This window comes from Streptococcus parasanguinis (assembly GCF_015557775.1).
In the GTDB taxonomy this organism is placed as follows: Bacteria; Bacillota; Bacilli; order Lactobacillales; family Streptococcaceae; genus Streptococcus; species Streptococcus parasanguinis_AA.
Genome location: NZ_JADNOY010000005.1, coordinates 1 through 15,597, shown reverse-complemented (window position 1 = coordinate 15,597; position 15,597 = coordinate 1). Strand labels below are relative to the sequence as shown.

Annotated in this window: 15 protein-coding genes; 1 reads left to right on the top strand and 14 read right to left on the bottom strand. The window is 44.9% G+C overall.

Going from position 1 to position 15,597, the window contains the following annotated elements; all coding sequences use genetic code 11:
- Nucleotides 1-4: 4 nt before the first annotated feature.
- The 7 genes from uvrC to hemW all read right to left on the bottom strand — a co-directional run bounded on the left by uvrC (nt 5) and on the right by hemW (nt 6,971).
- Nucleotides 5-1,840, bottom strand: coding sequence for an excinuclease ABC subunit UvrC (gene uvrC, locus I2F76_RS07215; RefSeq protein ID WP_031573664.1), 1,836 nt, complete (start codon nt 1,838-1,840; stop codon nt 5-7).
- Nucleotides 1,841-2,041: 201 nt separating this feature from the next.
- Nucleotides 2,042-3,025 (bottom strand): CPBP family intramembrane glutamic endopeptidase, encoded by a 984-nt coding sequence (locus I2F76_RS07210; protein ID WP_049485450.1) that lies wholly within the window; start codon nt 3,023-3,025, stop codon nt 2,042-2,044.
- Nucleotides 3,022-3,642 carry a TIGR01906 family membrane protein gene (locus I2F76_RS07205; RefSeq protein WP_031573659.1) on the bottom strand — a complete coding sequence of 207 codons (621 nt, stop codon included), beginning with the start codon at nt 3,640-3,642 and terminating at the stop codon, nt 3,022-3,024. Before I2F76_RS07205 ends, I2F76_RS07210 begins: the two co-directional genes overlap by 4 nt.
- The gene (locus I2F76_RS07200) at nt 3,635-4,405 is read right to left on the bottom strand and encodes a TIGR01457 family HAD-type hydrolase (protein ID WP_031573657.1); all 771 of its coding nucleotides are present in this window, start codon (nt 4,403-4,405) and stop codon (nt 3,635-3,637) included. The genes I2F76_RS07205 and I2F76_RS07200 overlap by 8 nt, the downstream gene beginning before the upstream one ends.
- Complete coding sequence (locus I2F76_RS07195; protein WP_195487540.1) at nt 4,406-5,092, bottom strand: hypothetical protein; 687 nt, start codon at nt 5,090-5,092, stop codon at nt 4,406-4,408. It lies immediately after the preceding gene.
- Nucleotides 5,082-5,837 carry an acyl-ACP thioesterase domain-containing protein gene (locus I2F76_RS07190; RefSeq protein ID WP_195487539.1) on the bottom strand — a complete coding sequence of 252 codons (756 nt, stop codon included), beginning with the start codon at nt 5,835-5,837 and terminating at the stop codon, nt 5,082-5,084. The genes I2F76_RS07195 and I2F76_RS07190 overlap by 11 nt, the downstream gene beginning before the upstream one ends.
- Before the next feature lie 3 nt (nt 5,838-5,840).
- Nucleotides 5,841-6,971 carry a radical SAM family heme chaperone HemW gene (gene hemW, locus I2F76_RS07185; protein WP_070588909.1) on the bottom strand — a complete coding sequence of 377 codons (1,131 nt, stop codon included), beginning with the start codon at nt 6,969-6,971 and terminating at the stop codon, nt 5,841-5,843.
- Nucleotides 6,972-7,289: 318 nt separating this feature from the next.
- On the opposite strand from hemW, the gene I2F76_RS07180 reads away from it, so the two are divergent.
- Nucleotides 7,290-8,813 carry an ATP-binding cassette domain-containing protein gene (locus I2F76_RS07180; protein WP_195487538.1) on the top strand — a complete coding sequence of 508 codons (1,524 nt, stop codon included), beginning with the start codon at nt 7,290-7,292 and terminating at the stop codon, nt 8,811-8,813.
- A gap of 285 nt (nt 8,814-9,098) precedes the next feature.
- Here I2F76_RS07180 and proC read toward each other — a convergent pair whose 3' ends face one another.
- The 7 genes from proC to I2F76_RS07145 all read right to left on the bottom strand — a co-directional run.
- Complete coding sequence (gene proC, locus I2F76_RS07175) at nt 9,099-9,914, bottom strand: pyrroline-5-carboxylate reductase (RefSeq protein ID WP_070588907.1); 816 nt, start codon at nt 9,912-9,914, stop codon at nt 9,099-9,101.
- Between the two features lie 3 nt (nt 9,915-9,917).
- Complete coding sequence (locus I2F76_RS07170) at nt 9,918-11,165, bottom strand: glutamate-5-semialdehyde dehydrogenase (RefSeq protein WP_031573643.1); 1,248 nt, start codon at nt 11,163-11,165, stop codon at nt 9,918-9,920.
- Nucleotides 11,166-11,175: 10 nt separating this feature from the next.
- Entirely contained in the window at nt 11,176-12,285 is a 1,110-nt protein-coding gene (proB, locus tag I2F76_RS07165) for a glutamate 5-kinase (protein WP_031573640.1), read from the bottom strand.
- Nucleotides 12,286-12,358: 73 nt separating this feature from the next.
- Nucleotides 12,359-13,249 (bottom strand): RluA family pseudouridine synthase, encoded by an 891-nt coding sequence (locus I2F76_RS07160; RefSeq protein WP_195487537.1) that lies wholly within the window; start codon nt 13,247-13,249, stop codon nt 12,359-12,361.
- Nucleotides 13,239-13,700: a signal peptidase II gene (lspA, locus tag I2F76_RS07155; protein ID WP_031573634.1), complete on the bottom strand. Its 462-nt coding sequence runs from the start codon at nt 13,698-13,700 to the stop codon at nt 13,239-13,241. The genes I2F76_RS07160 and lspA overlap by 11 nt, the downstream gene beginning before the upstream one ends.
- Before the next feature lie 3 nt (nt 13,701-13,703).
- Nucleotides 13,704-14,606, bottom strand: a complete 903-nt coding sequence (locus I2F76_RS07150; RefSeq protein WP_003001728.1) for a LysR family transcriptional regulator — start codon at nt 14,604-14,606, stop codon at nt 13,704-13,706.
- Between the two features lie 127 nt (nt 14,607-14,733).
- Nucleotides 14,734-15,597 (bottom strand): family 1 glycosylhydrolase (locus I2F76_RS07145; RefSeq protein ID WP_195487536.1); only part of this gene is annotated, 864 nt, incomplete at its 5' end.

Here is a 15,597-nt window from a genome sequence, read left to right as displayed (position 1 = left end):
CTCCTTATGATTGGTATGATTCAGAATCCTCCGCAACTTCCATCAAGGGACTTGCTTCTTCTTGCTTTCCTTGATGGAGCTTGGCTTGCACTGCCTCCGCGACTGCTCGTGGGATGCCAACCGTGACAATCTCATCTACAGTAGCTTCTTTGATCTTGGTCAGCGACTTGAAGTGCTTCATCAGCAATTGCTTGCGTTTTGGTCCCAAGCCTTCGATCCCATCCAGCTGGGAGGAGAAGGAATTCTTAGACCGAAGCTGGCGGTGGAAGGTGATGGCGAAACGGTGGACCTCATCCTGGATCCGTTGGAGGAGGAAAAATTCCTGTGAGGTGCGCGAAAGTTCAATAATTTGGAGAGGATCGCCAAAGAGCAATTCATGGGTCTGGTGCTTGTCATTCTTTTGTAGGCCTGCAATGGGAATATCCAGCCCTAACTCTTCTTGGATCACCTGTTTAGCGATATTAACCTGGCCCTGACCACCATCGATAACGATCAGATCAGGTGGCGTCAGGCCATCCCGCATAACCCGGCTGTAGCGTCTGCGAATGACCTCCCGCATGCTGGCATAGTCATCTGGTCCGACGACGGTCTTGATCTTGTACTTGCGGTAGTCCTTTTTGCTTGGCTTCCCATTGACAAAGACCACCATGGCTGAAACTGGACTGGTCCCCATGATGTTGGAGTTGTCAAAGGACTCAATGCGCACAGGAGTTGGAATTTGCAGGAGTTTTCCAAGATTTTCAATGGCACCTTGGGTCTTTTCCATGGATTTTTCAAGAAGATTGAACTTCTGCTCCAGACTGACACGCGCATTCTTGATGGCCAGATTGACCAACTGCTTCTTCTCCCCACGCTGGGGCTTGAGGACCTTGGTATCCACTAGGGCCTTGACCGCTTCCTCATCGATATCTTGAGGGATCAGGATTTCATTGGGGATCAGGTGAGATTTCTCCTGGTAAAACTGCCCCACATAGGTCAAGAAATCCTCGTCCGGATCATTGTAGTAGGGAAAGAGGTTGACGTCACGCTCGATCAGCTTGCCCTGACGGACAAAGAAGACCTGCACACACATCCAGCCCTTGTCCACGTAGTAGCCAAAGACATCCCGGTTCTGCAAATCCTTAGCCATGACCCGCTGTTTGGTCCGCAGGGTCCCGATGGCCTGGATCAGATCGCGGTACTCGGCTGCCCGCTCAAATTCCATGTTTTGCGCAGCAGTATTCATCTTGAGCTTGAGCTCATCGATAATCTTATCATCCTGCCCCTTGAGGAAATCAGAAACCTCCTGGGCCATGCCCTTGAAATAGGACTCGTCCTTGTGGCATACTGTGTGGGCCATACATTGCCCTAAATGGTAGTAAAAGCAGACCTTGGAAGGCGGATTGGTACACTTGCGGAATGGGAAAATCCGATCCAAAAGCCTCTTGATCTCATTGGCCGCTCCCACATCTGGATAGGGACCAAAATAGAGACCACCATCCTTTTTGACCTGGCGCGTGATGATGAGGCGCGGATAACGCTCATTGGTAATCTTGATGAAGGGATAGGACTTGTCGTCCTTGAGCATGATATTGTACTTGGGCTTGTTCTCCTTGATCAGGTTGATCTCAAGAAGCAAGGCCTCAATATTGGACTCGGTGACGATAAATTCAAAATCCACAATCTCAGATACCAGCGCTTCCGTCTTAGTATCATGGCTCCCTCTGAAATAGGACCTCACCCGATTGCGAAGATTTTTGGCCTTACCCACATAGATGATGGTTCCGTTCTTGTCTTTGTGAATGTAACAGCCCGGGCTCGTCGGCAAGAGCTCGAGCTTGGATTTAATCAAGTTATTCATACTCTCTATTATAGCAAAAAAGAGAGGGGTTAGCCTCTCTCTAGTATGTTTGTATTATTGTTATCCACCTTCACCAAGTAAAAAATAATTATTAAATAGTATATCAGACCCTCATCCTCACTCCTTCATCTTCACTTGCCCTTTTTCATAGCAAAAAAGAGGGATCTAAAAGGATCCCCTTTTACTAGCAATCGATAAACTTTATCCTTTGAGATTAGCCATCTGGAAGATCGGAATCACATAAGGAACAATAGACATCAGGATAGTAAATAACACGAAGAACCAGAACCAGAAGGAAGCGAGGGCACGCTGGAAAACTCCCGGTTGAGGTTTATTGGCTTGAATATAAGCCTTGATAGCTGGCCATTTAGTCGCAAGAACCACTATCATCACAATGGAACCAATGGCTAAAACACCGATTTGGAGCCAATTCGCTAGTCCCTCGTCCACATGATAGGCCACATAATGCAAGCCTTGGGAAATGACAAAGTTATTAAAAATGTGATAGAAAATAGCCCACCAGATATTGTATTCAAAGGCAATGTAGCCGAAACCTAGACCGATGATACTTGCGAAAAAGAGCTGGTCAAAATTGGCATGAAAGAGTCCAAACAAGATAGCCGTCATGACAATGGCAAAAATCTTCCCATACCGTTCCAAGCCTCGCAAGCCTGCCCCACGGAAGAAGAATTCCTCTGTGATAGGACCAAAAAATCCAGCATACAAGAGCATGGTCCATGATCGCTCAATCGTATCACCTAGATCGGGTGTTGGAGAATGAAGGCCAATGGTCTCAAACATGCGCTCAATCACTTGTGTCATCACAGATGAAAAGACTTGAGAAAAGCCAAGAAAGGCGAGAAGAATAAAGAAGACTGAAAGAGTCATCTTACGTCCCTTGTGCTTAAGATCATATTTATAAAGGGCCTTCTTGCGATAGGCATTAAAGAGAAAGAGTCCAATGGAAATAGAGATAAGATAGGGAATACCTGCCCAAACATTCAGGGCATTGAGTTTCTCCGTTACTTGACTCGGATCTTTTCTGAGAGAGCCTGCTATGGTCAATCCAAGGAGGACTTCCCACAGGACTGTTACTAAGGTCATTACCAAGAGATAAATAGCAAGTGTCCCGGAATACCTTCCTATATCTTTTTTAGGGTCTAATAATCGGTTGTATTGGTTCATTTCTTCCTCCTAGAAAATAGATAAAAACTCGCACACATTCCTTCGTATAAGACAAAGAAAATCAAAAAGGCATGCATAAAGTAGTCTTCTGGTAATGCAAGAATAATCGAATCCACGCGCGGATCAAAGAGCCAAGTATTGTCCCCAGCAAATAAGACCTGATGAAAGAGCGTAAAGAATTGATCAAAGCCAATCATAACAGCCACCACTGCAAGCACTACTGGTAAAACCATCATCCAAAAGAAGAGACTACGGTACAAGGCCAAGTAGCCTTTTTTGACAACTGTCCGCATAAACTGGATAAAACCAGGGAGTGTCACCACGAAAACGACTGTCACTAAGTGAAATAGGTACTTGACGGCCTCAAAATGGTGCAGTCCATTTTTTGAAGAGGGGAATTGAGGCATCTTCAACACCCATTGAAACGGATTGGTCAAATAGTTCATCAAAACATTAAAATTCTTCATGATGACAGATGCCGAAAAACCAGTCCGACTTTGAATCCCCAACCAATGAATCTCCATGGGATAGAGGGCCCAAGCGAGAGCAATGGTGAGAAGGATTGCAGCTGACAAGATAAAGAAAAATAGGTTAATTGATTTCAAACTTTTAAGCATCAAAATCCCACTCCGCTAGACTGGCAACAACATGTGTCGGTGCAATTGGTAAGGTTGGCACTTCTTCTGGTTTGGTAAAACCTGTCGTTACCAAAAGGGTTGGAATCCCATTGTCAATACCCGCACGAATATCTGTTAAATAATTGTCCCCAACCATAACCACTTCTTCTCTTGCAAGCCCCAGGTGTTCAATGGCCTTATCCATAATGATGGCCTTTGGTTTGCCAATGATCACAGGCTCGACCCGTGTCGCTGCTTCAACAAGGGCAATCAGAGATCCTGCACCCGGCAACAAGCCACGCTCAGTTGGGATATTGAGGTCAGGGTTGGTCCCGATAAAGTGAGCTCCCTTTTGAATCGCCAAGGTCGCAATAGCAAACTTCTCATAATCCACTTGCCAATCCAGTCCAATCACCACATAATCAGGTGCTTCTTCATCGATGATATAGCCAGCTTCTTCAATAGCATCTTTGAGCCCTGCTTCTCCGATCACATAGACTTTTTTGCCCAAGTTTTGGTCATTCATGTAGTCAATGGTCGCAAGGGTAGCTGTATAGATGGTCGACACAGGGGTTTCAATATTGAAGTGATTCGCCAGCATATCCCGAACAGTCTCTGGTGTGCGGGTTGTGTTATTGGTGACAAAGAGATAGGGAATCTCACGCGCCTGCAATTCATGAACAAAGGCTTCCCCTTCAGGAATCCGTGATTTTCCTTTGTAAATGGTGCCATCCAAATCAATTAAATAGCCCTTGTAGTGCATTTATTCTTCCCTTTCTGTTTCCGCTTTTTCATGCAACTTCTCTGTATCGACTCGTCCACCAGACCCATACAAGAGCAAGGCTCCAGCATAGAGGACAAATTGTAAAATCAACCCTGTAAAATTGATTCCTTGACTTCCTGATTGGGTAAACAAGAAGGAAGCCACCATGAGGATCACAATGGTCAATAAGAGACCAATGACCGTCGCTTGGTCAACACTGATTTGATAAACCGTGCGTTTGGTGCTCCGGTTCCGGCCGTCTGACTTGGTTTCTGGTTGCAAATTCTCCACAAAATCAGTCACCAAGGTCGCAGCAAGGCTGACTGTTGTGCTAAAGAGCACGCCTTGAGACAAACGATGATAGAAATTAGACCAGAAAGAGCCTGATTGGCTGGTAATGCCGACCGAAAAGATCACGACAGGTAAGAGAAAGGCCAAGGTGAAATGGATCCAGACCCGATACCAACGTACATCTTCTTTCAAGAAACGGCTAAAACTCTCTAAATTCAAACGGTAGCGGAAAAATTTATAAATTTCCTCTACCAGGATGATGCCCAAAGCACAAAGAGTCAAGAGCCAATCTCCCAACATGTACAAAGGGTTCTTTTGACGCTTGGCATAGGCCACAACCCGTTTTTGATAGCTTTCAAGTTCCTGTTTTTTATTTTTTAATCTTCTACTTTCCATAAATCCAACCCTTTTCTTCTACTTCTTCCCACTCAATTTCAGCTTGGGCATTGATCTGACCATCTGAAGTAATTTGGTGCTGAGTTTTCAAGCCCTCTTGTTCATATTGAGAGGTAATGACGCCTCCTGCCAGCACTTCTTTGACATATTTTAGATGAACTTTTTTAGGGACATGATGGGTCAAGAAGTCTGCTCCCATCACCTCAAAAACCCAGTCCAAGTACTTGCTATTGTTGACATGTCCGTTCATATCCAAGTCGTAAAACCGAACCCGGTATTCTTGTTCCACGCCGCCTTCTAATTCTTTGAAACGGGGACCACGGAGCATGGTTTTTGAAAACTCTGAGTCAAAGGCATCCGTGATTTCGCTCATGACAGGATGGACCTTGCGTGTATCACGATCCATCAAGACAAAAGTCGCCACCATCTCAATGATGATATTTCCCGCTTCGTCCTTGATATTAAAGGCCCGGTAGCAGAACAGGCGATTGTGACTCTTGGCATAGGTTTCGATGGTGATCTTCTCATCAAAAACTGGGAGACGATCGATCTTCATATTGTAATCCGTGATAATCCAGACTAGATTGTAATTCTCTAAAATGTACATATCACTCATGCCCAGCTCAATCGATTGCATGCCTGATACCTGTAAAGACAGCAAGATCAATTGCGGAATTTTTATAAATCCATTGACATCGCTCATATCAAAAGGAATTTTCATGCTGTATTCAAATGTTTTTGCCATCTTCTACTCCAAAATAAACTTCTCTGCTACAGTGTCTCCTAAAAAGAGACCTTTCTTGGTCATGCGAACAATGTCCTTGTCAGGCACCAAGAGTCCCTGCTGGGTCAATTCCTCAACCACTGATCCATATTGTTGGTCAAAATTCACACCAAATTTTTCTTCAAAACGCTTCTTGGAAACGCCTGTTTTCTTACGTAGTCCTAGAAACATCTCTTCTTCCATCATTTCTGTCTGAGTCAGATGCTCTTCTTGGACACGCGCATTTCCCTCTTCGACAGCTTGCATATAGTGACGAATGGGGCCATGATTCTTGTAGCGAATCCCATCGACATAGCCGGATGCTCCAGCTCCCAGACCATAATACTCAGCATTGTCCCAATACATGAGATTGTGTCGACTTTCAAAACCAGGCTTGGAGAAATTAGAAATTTCGTAATGCTCAAAGCCCGCTCGCTCCAACTCCTGAATAATGTATTCAAACATCTCTGCTTCCAACTCCTCTTTTGGTAGAGGAAGCTTGCCCCGTCTCATGCGATTCATAAAGACTGTGTGATTCTCCAGAATCAAGCTATAAAGACTCATGTGGGGAATGTCAAGGGCACGAGCCTTAGCAACATTCTCTTTGACCTGGTCCATGGTTTGTGTCGGAAGCGCATAGATGAGGTCGATCGAAATATTGTCAAAACCAGCCAGCTTCAGACGGTCGATATTGTCATAAATGTCCTGCTCTTGGTGACTTCGACCAATCTTCTTGAGCAAGCGATTATCAAAGGTCTGCACGCCCAATGAAACCCGATTAACTGGCGAATCCTTCAAGACCGCAATCTTATCCGGATCCAAATCACCAGGATTGGCCTCGATCGTCAGCTCTTCCATCTGAGACAGATCAAGCGACTTGGTCAGTTCCTTGAGCAGATAGGCTAGCTGATCTGCAGATAAGGCTGTCGGTGTCCCACCCCCAATATAGAGAGTCCGTAAGTGTGTGATTTCTTCCCGACGAAATTCTTGGATCAAATGATCCAAATAAGCATCGACTGGTTGGTTCTTAATAAAGACCTTCGAAAAATCACAATAAAAACAAATCTGGGTACAAAATGGGATGTGGACATAAGCGGACGTTGGTTTTGTATGCATACCCTTAATTATACCATAAAATCCCCCCGAGTCCGAAAAGAAAAGAGAATAAGAAGCCAGGAATTCCTTGACAAGAAGGAATAAAAGGAATAGAATAAATCTAATCATATTCGGAGGTAAGGAGATATGAACAACTAAGTTTCGTTAAATAAGATACTTTATTTAGTGGACTGCTTGTTCTATCTCTTTTTGTGTACCCTCTCGCCTATTCTCCAACCATTTGTTGGCTAAATAAGGTCTTTTTCTGCTTGGGTTCCACATGAATACAGCTCTACTAAATAGGTAGAGCTGTTTTTTGTCCCAGTAGAAAGGAATCTTATGCTAAAACTATCCCACCTCACCATTCGCCATACAAAAGATTTACGCGATCTGGTTCGAGATCTTTCCCTGACCATTCATGAAGGAGAAAAAGTTGCTATTATTGGCGAAGAAGGGAATGGAAAATCTTCCTTACTTCAGGTCCTTATGTCCCCAAAATCTCTACCAGATTATCTGACCATAGAAGGAGAAATCACCACTTCCTTTCACTCCTATGCCTATATTCCCCAAACTTTACCGGAAGCTTTGAAGGGAAAAACCTTGGAAGAATATTCTTTTGGAGAGGACGAGCTAGACTATGCCTCCCTTTACAGACTGGCAGATCAATTGCATTTTAATAGCGAGCGCTTTGCAAGCGATCAAGCTATCGGAAGTCTATCTGGAGGAGAAGCCCTCAAAGTCCAACTGCTTCACGAACTTTGTTGTCCTCATGAATTACTATTTTTAGATGAACCTTCAAATGATCTGGATTTGGAGACCTTGGACTGGCTCCAGCAGATGATCCAAACGAGCCCCCAAACCATCATATTTATTTCCCATCATGAGGATTTTTTGACTCAGACGGCGGATACCATCATTCACCTCAGACAGATCAAACACCGCAAGGAGGCTGAAACCATCGTAGAGCACCTAGGCTATCAAGACTACAGTAGCCAGAAGGAACAACAATTTAAGCAACAGTCTCAGCAAGCGGCCAACGATCAACGAGCTTACCAAAAAACAATGGAGAAGCACCGTCGTGTCCGCCAGCAAGTCGAAACCTCCTTACGAAATACCAAAGATAGCACTGCTGGACGTCTCCTGGCAAAGAAAATGAAGTCCCTCCTCTCACAAGAAAAGCGCTACGAGCGAGAATTCCAATCCATGACTTCCCAACCCTATGATGAGGAAATCATCAATCTGCATTTCCCTCCCCTCACTCCCTTGTCTCCTCAAAAACGTGTCCTTCTCTTAGATCAGGAAGAGCTTGCAATTGGTGATCGTGTCCTAGTCAAGAACCTCTCCCTCACACTTCAAGGGCAAGATAAGATAGGGATTATCGGTTCCAACGGTGTAGGGAAATCCACTTTTCTAAAAATGATCTGGGAGATCTTACGGAAGAATGAAAATATCCGCACTGCCTATATGCCTCAAGATTACACTGAACGCCTTCCTTTGACTCAAACACCGGTTCAATTTCTACAGCATTCAGGCGATCGCGAAGAAATCAACACCATTCAATTGCATTTAGCCTCCCTCAACTTTACTTATTCTGAAATGCACCATCCGATCTCTGAACTTTCCGGTGGCCAGCAAGGCAAACTCTTTCTCCTTCAATTAGTGCTTACAAGTCCCCAGTTTCTGCTCTTGGACGAGCCTACTCGCAATTTTTCCCCCACTTCCCAACCAGAAATTCGTCGCCTATTCGCAGACTACCCAGGCGGACTGGTTACAGTATCCCACGATCGGACCTTCCTCAAAGAAGTCTGCCAAAAAATCTATCGTCTGACGGAAAATGGCTTCGTAGAGGTAGAGTCGTTCTAACGTAAAAAAGATTGGCTAAAACCAATCTTTTACATTGAAAATAAAGTCCCCTTAGAAACTTTCCTTAGGTGAGAACGGACGTCAGCGAACTTCTTCGAAGTTCCATGACTAATTATTGAGCCTAAGGTCTCAATAATTCCGAATGCCTGAAACCATTAAGTTTCAGGCACTTTTCTCACGGTGGAAAGTTTCAATAGAGGATTGGATAATTCTTGATTTGTTAGATTTGTATAAAAGAACAGTTCGTCACTGTTCTACAAGCTTGGTTTTGACCAATTATTTTATCTAATTTCGCCCTTCCTCTTGTCCCATTTCTTGGGTGCGTTTGTAGGCCGCTTCCACACCTGCAATAATGTCGCCCCGTAAACCGACTTGTTCTAAGCGGTTGACTCCTGCGATGGTAGAGCCACCTGGGCTACAAACTGCATCTCGCAAGTTGGCTGGGTGCTCGCCTGTCTCTAAGACCATTTGACTGGCTCCTTGGAAGGTCTGGGCAGCCATCTGTAAGGCTTGCTCTCGTGTAAGTCCTAAGCCTACTCCTGCATCTGCCATGGCTTCAATCATCTGATAGACAAAGGCTGGTCCACAGCCTGCGACAGCCGTTGCAGGATCCATTAATTTTTCCTCGATCTCGTAGAGAGCCCCTGCTCCTGCTAAGAGCTGCTTGACCTGGGCTATCTGCTGGTCTGTCACTATTTGAGAGCGGGCCAGACTGATAACACCTTGACCAATGGCCACAGGCGTATTGGGCATGATGCGAATTAGCCCTAGCTGGCCGTTCTGGATCACGTCAGCCATCTTTTCTAATTCCAGGCCTGCAGCCATGGAAACCAGCAAGAGATTAGAGCGTTGGGCCAAGATGCCTTGATACTCTTCTAAAAGAGGGCAAATCTGATAGGGTTTGACCCCTAAAAAAATCACTTCAGCCTCTTGAAAGACTTGTTCAAGATTAGACGCCGTTCCCCCATACTGGCTGATAAACTCTTGTACCTTTTGAGGAGAACGATTGACCAAGAGCAGGTCTTGCGCGTCCACTTCCTTTGCGACTGCTTTGGCTAAACTAGCCCCCATGTTTCCAAGACCGATAAATGCAACTTTCATTTCTTACCTCACTTGACCATTTCCAATGACAATATACTTGTAACTGGTCATTTCCCGTAGTCCCATCGGTCCACGCGCATGGAGTTTTTGGGTCGAGATCCCCATTTCACAACCTAGGCCAAACTGACCCCCATCTGTAAAGCGTGTAGAAGCATTGACATAAACGGTTGCTGAATCTACTTGCTTGGTGAAATAAGCCGCTGTCTCAGAATTTTCTGTCACAATGGCATCCGAATGATGGGTGCTATGCGCTTCAATGTGGTTCGTCGCTTCCTCAACTCCATCAACGACCTTGACTGCTAAAATATAATCTAAAAATTCGGTATCAAAATCCAGTTCCTGTGCTGCTGTTCCAGAAATGATAGCCTGTGCTTGCTCATCTAGGCGCAACTCAACGGATCTTTCTCGTGCTTCCACTAAACGCTCTTTGACCAAAGGCAAGAAATCAGACGCGATCGCTTGATCCACCAACAAGACCTCCATGGCATTGCAGACGGATGGGCGACTGGTCTTAGCATTTTCAATAATGGCGAGGGCTTTCTGGAAATCAGCCTCCTTGTCCACATAGACATGGACGATCCCAGTTCCTGTCTCGATCACGGGGACAATGGCATTTTCAACCACCGCTTGGATCAAGCCAGCACCACCACGCGGAATGAGCAAATCCAGATAGCCCTTAGCCTTCATCAACGCAAGGCTAGAAGCTCGACTCGTATCTTGGATCAGTTGGAGAAGATCTGGATTCAGTCCGGCTTCTTCCAATCCAGCCTTGAGGGCTGTCACGATCGCTTGAGCAGAATGAAAGGCATCCTTTCCAGTACGAAGGACCACTGCATTTCCACTCTTGATGGCAAGTGCTGCAGCGTCCGACGTCACATTTGGTCGACTTTCATAAATGATGCCAATAACACCCATGGCGACTCGAACTTTCTGGATTTCAAGACCATTTTCCAAGACTTCAGTATCCAGCACTTCCCCAATCGGATCTGGCAGGTCTATTAAAGCACGAATTCCTTGTGCCATCCCTACAATCCGCTCTTGATCAAGAAAGAGGCGATCCAGCATGACTTCAGAAATCTTCCCGCGTGCCGCTTCCATATCGATTTGATTGGCTACTAAAATGGCTTCCGTCGCTTTCAAAAGCTGGCTAGCCATAGCCTCCAAGGCTTGATTTTTAAGAGCGGTACTGGCTGTATTGATGCTTTTCTTAGCTGATCTCGCTAAGGCTAATTGTTCTTGTGTTGTTCCCATACGTTTTCCTCTAGAATTCTGTAAAGAGTAGGTCAATCTCGGGAGTTACCGAGATCCAATCATCCCGGTGGATGAGGATTCCCTTAGCTTTTTTAGACTGGAGCATATCACGCACAGCTGATTGGCCGAGACGGACCTTGCCTTTTCCTAGTAATTGACCAGTCTCTTGATGATAGACGCTGACGATATCGTGATAAGAAAAATCTCCTTCTGCCTTGGTCACACCAGAAATCAATAGACTCTTTCCATGATCCAACAGGGCTTGCGCTGCTCCAGCATCCACCCAAACAGCACCTTTGCTTTCTGCATAAAAGGCTAGCCATTGCTTCTGGGTTTTTAAGCCCTTGTCCTCTGCAAGGAAGTAACTGCCATCTGCTTGCTCTTCCGCTGCTTCGATCAAGGCATCAGACTTGAGAGACGAGCAAATATAGACAGGAACCCCTGACTCGGTCGCAAGGGTCGCTGCCTTGAGTTTGGTCAGCATACCGCCAGTCCCATTGCTACTGCCAGCACCACCCGCCATCTCGATCATCTCGCGAGAAATGTGTTCGATTCGATCCAAGCGCTTAGCTGTTGGATCCTGAGAAGGATTGGCTGTATAGAGACCATCGACATCTGTCAACAGCACCAAAAGATCAGCTTGAACCATGGCTGCAACCTGCGCACTCAAGGTATCATTGTCTCCTACTTTTAACTCAGCAATCGAGACCGTATCGTTTTCATTGATAATCGGGATGGCCCCACGATTAAGCAAGACAGAAAGGGCCTGGTGGGCATTCTTATAGCGACGCTGATCCGCAAAGTCATCCTGGGTCAACAAAATCTGCGCAGAAACAATGTTGCGTAAGAGCAGGTTAGCTGTATATTCTTCCATCAGTAAGCCTTGCCCAACTGCCGCAGAAGCTTGCTTGTCTGCCACCTTGGTCGGCCGTTTTTTAAAACCAAGGGCACCAAACCCAGCAGCAACTGCCCCTGATGAGACCAAGATCAACTCATGACCTGATTCATGTAAGAGAGCCAACTGCTGCGTAATGACCTTGACCTTCTGTCTGGAGAGTGTCCCATCGGGATTGGTCAAAGACGAGGTCCCTACTTTAAAGACGATTCGTTTTGCTTTCATCGCTATGATTCTTTCTAATACTATTTATTTCGTATGTAATGAAAGTGACTGAATCTCCATTCAGCCATCTTCACTATCCTTTTCGAAGGTCTTCCAGCGTTTTCTCAAAGATCGCTGGCACTTCTGCTGTAAATTCCAAGGTCTCGCCTGTGCTAGGGTGGGTAAAACCGAGTGTTCGCGCATGAAGAAACTGTCCTTGTCCTTTAAGTGTCTTCTTAGGACCATAAGCAGGATCTCCAGCTACTGGATGGCCAATATAGGCCATGTGCACCCGAATTTGGTGGGTCCGACCAGTCTCCAGTTGCAACTCTACCAAGGTGTAATTTCCAAAGCGTTCCAAGACCTGAAAACGGGTCACTGCAGGTTTTCCTTTAGCCGTCACCGCTTGTTTTTTCCGGTCCTTTTCACTGCGACCAATTGGTGCTTCAATCATCCCTCGATCGTTCGGAAGATTGCCATGGACAATGGCCCAATACTTCCGGAGAGATTTTTTGTCTTTTAGTTCCTCTGCTAAGGCGACGTGAGCTTGGTCATTTTTTGCGACCATCAAGAGGCCTGACGTGTCTTTATCAATCCGATGAACGATCCCTGGACGCAATTCCCCATTGATCCCTGAAATGTCTTTGACATGGTATAAGAGCGCATTGACCAATGTCCCACTGGTATGACCCGCACTTGGGTGAACAACCATGCCTTGAGGTTTATTGACCACCACAACATCTTGGTCCTCATAGACGATGTCTAAGGGCAAATCTTCTGCTTCATAGCTGACCTCTTCCACTTCTGGGACTTCATACTGGATGATATCCCCTTCTTTGACCGTGTACTTGGCTTTTTTCACAGTCCCATTGACCAGAACTTTCCCTTCTTTGATCTGCTCATTGGCCACAGCTCGTGACAAGGGAGTCAAATCCGCCAAAGCCTTATCCAGTCGCGCACCGGCTACTTCGATTTTAATTTCCATGCGTTTCCTCTTTCAACATCAGGATCAGGAGCAAGAAAACTCCAACTGTCAAATAACTATCTGCTACATTAAAAATGGCAAAATTCATAAAATCCAAGTGGAACATATCGACTACAAATCCTTGACGCAGGCGGTCAATAAAATTCCCCAACCCACCTGCAATGATCAAGGTCAAGCCAATTACCATCCATAGCGATCCTTTGAGGTGCTTATAGAGATAGTAAAAGGCACCCGCCATCACTACGAGGGTGATGAGGGTAAAGAACCATTGCTGATTTTCAAGAAGCGAAAAAGCTGCACCTGTATTTTGAAGATAGGTCAGGCTGACCACATGGGGAATAAAAGACTTAACGACACCCAGTGGAATGTTCTTGACTACATACCATTTGACCAACTGATCCAGTAGGACCAATAGCACAATTGCTACTGGAACCATTATTTTTCTCTTCATTTCTTACCTCTTTTGATCAAAATACTCTACCATGACCTCGACAAACTTCTCTGCTACAGGGGAGAGATCCATCTCTTCGCGTTTGACATAGACCATTTTATTGTCCAAGTTGTCTTCTAAAGGAATCACGGTAATACCATTCACTGACTGGCTATCTAAAAAGCCTGATCCTGTCGCATAAGCATCTGTCCGCTCCAAGATCCCATTCAAGGTGGCCCGGTCGGTTACATTGAACATTTGGGAGCTCGAACTGGTATCGACAAAATTCTCTGAATAATAGAGGTACTCATCTTTTTCTTGGGTAAAGCGAACAGTTGGCAATTGAGCTAGATCTTCCATGACCAGTTTTTTCTTCTTAGCCAGAGGGTGTCCCTTGCGAAGGTAAATATGAGTCTGAAAAGGAATCAAATCCACCACTTCAAGTCCTAATTTATCAACCCGTTGCATAATTCCCTTGGTATTTTGACGGTTGAGATAAATAATCCCCAACTCACTATGCCCTTGAGCCACTTCATCCAAAATTTGGACCGTCGTTGACTCAAAGATGCGGAAGTTTTTATTTTCCGGATAGCGGATCGAGAATTCCGTCATCAATGGTGGCAAGAAGTCATAGTGTTGACTAGAAATAGAGAATTCTTTCTTCTCTTCTTCAGGACTGGCATATTGATTTTGAAAAATATCAAACCCCTTAACCACGTCCTGCGCTTTTTCATAAAATTCCATTCCCCGACGGGTCAAAAATGTCCCCGAACTAGTTCGACGAAAAATTTTAAAGCCCAGTTCCTTTTCCAGATCGCGTACTGAAATAGACAAGCTCGGCTGACTCACATACATTTTTTCAGCAGCCTCACGAAAAGTACCACTATTGGCAATCGCCACTACATATCGTAATTGTTGTATATTCATTCTATTTTCCTTATTACAGTATCGATCTATTATACCATAAATTAGGGGCTGAAAGAAGAGATGCGTTTAAGAGACCTTCATCAAGTGAAAATAAAAAAACTGGAACTAAAACAGTTCCAGTTGATACTTATTCAATCACTTGAGTTTCAGCTACTTTCTTGTACCAATGAGCCGATTTCTTCGGATAGCGCTCTTGGGTTTCAAAGTCTACATAGAAGAGACCATAGCGTTTTTCATAACCATTAGACCAAGAGAAGACGTCCATAAGAGACCAGATGAAGTATCCTTTGACGTTTGCACCATCAGCAATCGCATCCGACAAGACTTCCAAGTGTTGTTTCACATAATCAATCCGGCCATCGTCATAAACCGTATTGTCCACAAACTCATCTTTGTATCCAAGTCCGTTTTCAGTGATGTAGATCTTCTTGTAATTTGGATAATCTTTCTTGACACGCATGATTTGATCATACAAACCTTGAGGGTAGATGATCCAGTCCCAGTCAGTACGAGGTACATAGTCAGGAGCTACACGACGTCCAACACCTTTGATTTGGTATTTAGAGCTTCCTTTTTCCCCTTTACCATTATGAATGATTTCTGTTTCGCCATCAAAGGCTTCCATCCAATCACTCATGTAGTAGTTAATTCCAAGGAAGTCGTTCAAATCTTTAGCTGCTTCAAGTGCTGCAAAGTCTTCGTCCCGAAGATCCAGACTACCACCATTAACTGAAAGAATGTGGTTTACCCCTTCCATGGTTGCATCTGAATAGTGTCCGAGGTAAGTCGCATCCAAGATAAACTTGTTGTGGATGATATCTTCCAACTCAGCAGCACGTACGTCTGCAGGATTTTTAGGATCCAATGGATACTTAGTTGGAAGTGCGTGAACAACCCCGATTTCACCTTTATAACCTTTGTCTTTGTACAATTTCACAGCACGTGCATGAGAAACCATCATATTGTGGTGAGATTGGAAGACTTTGGCAAG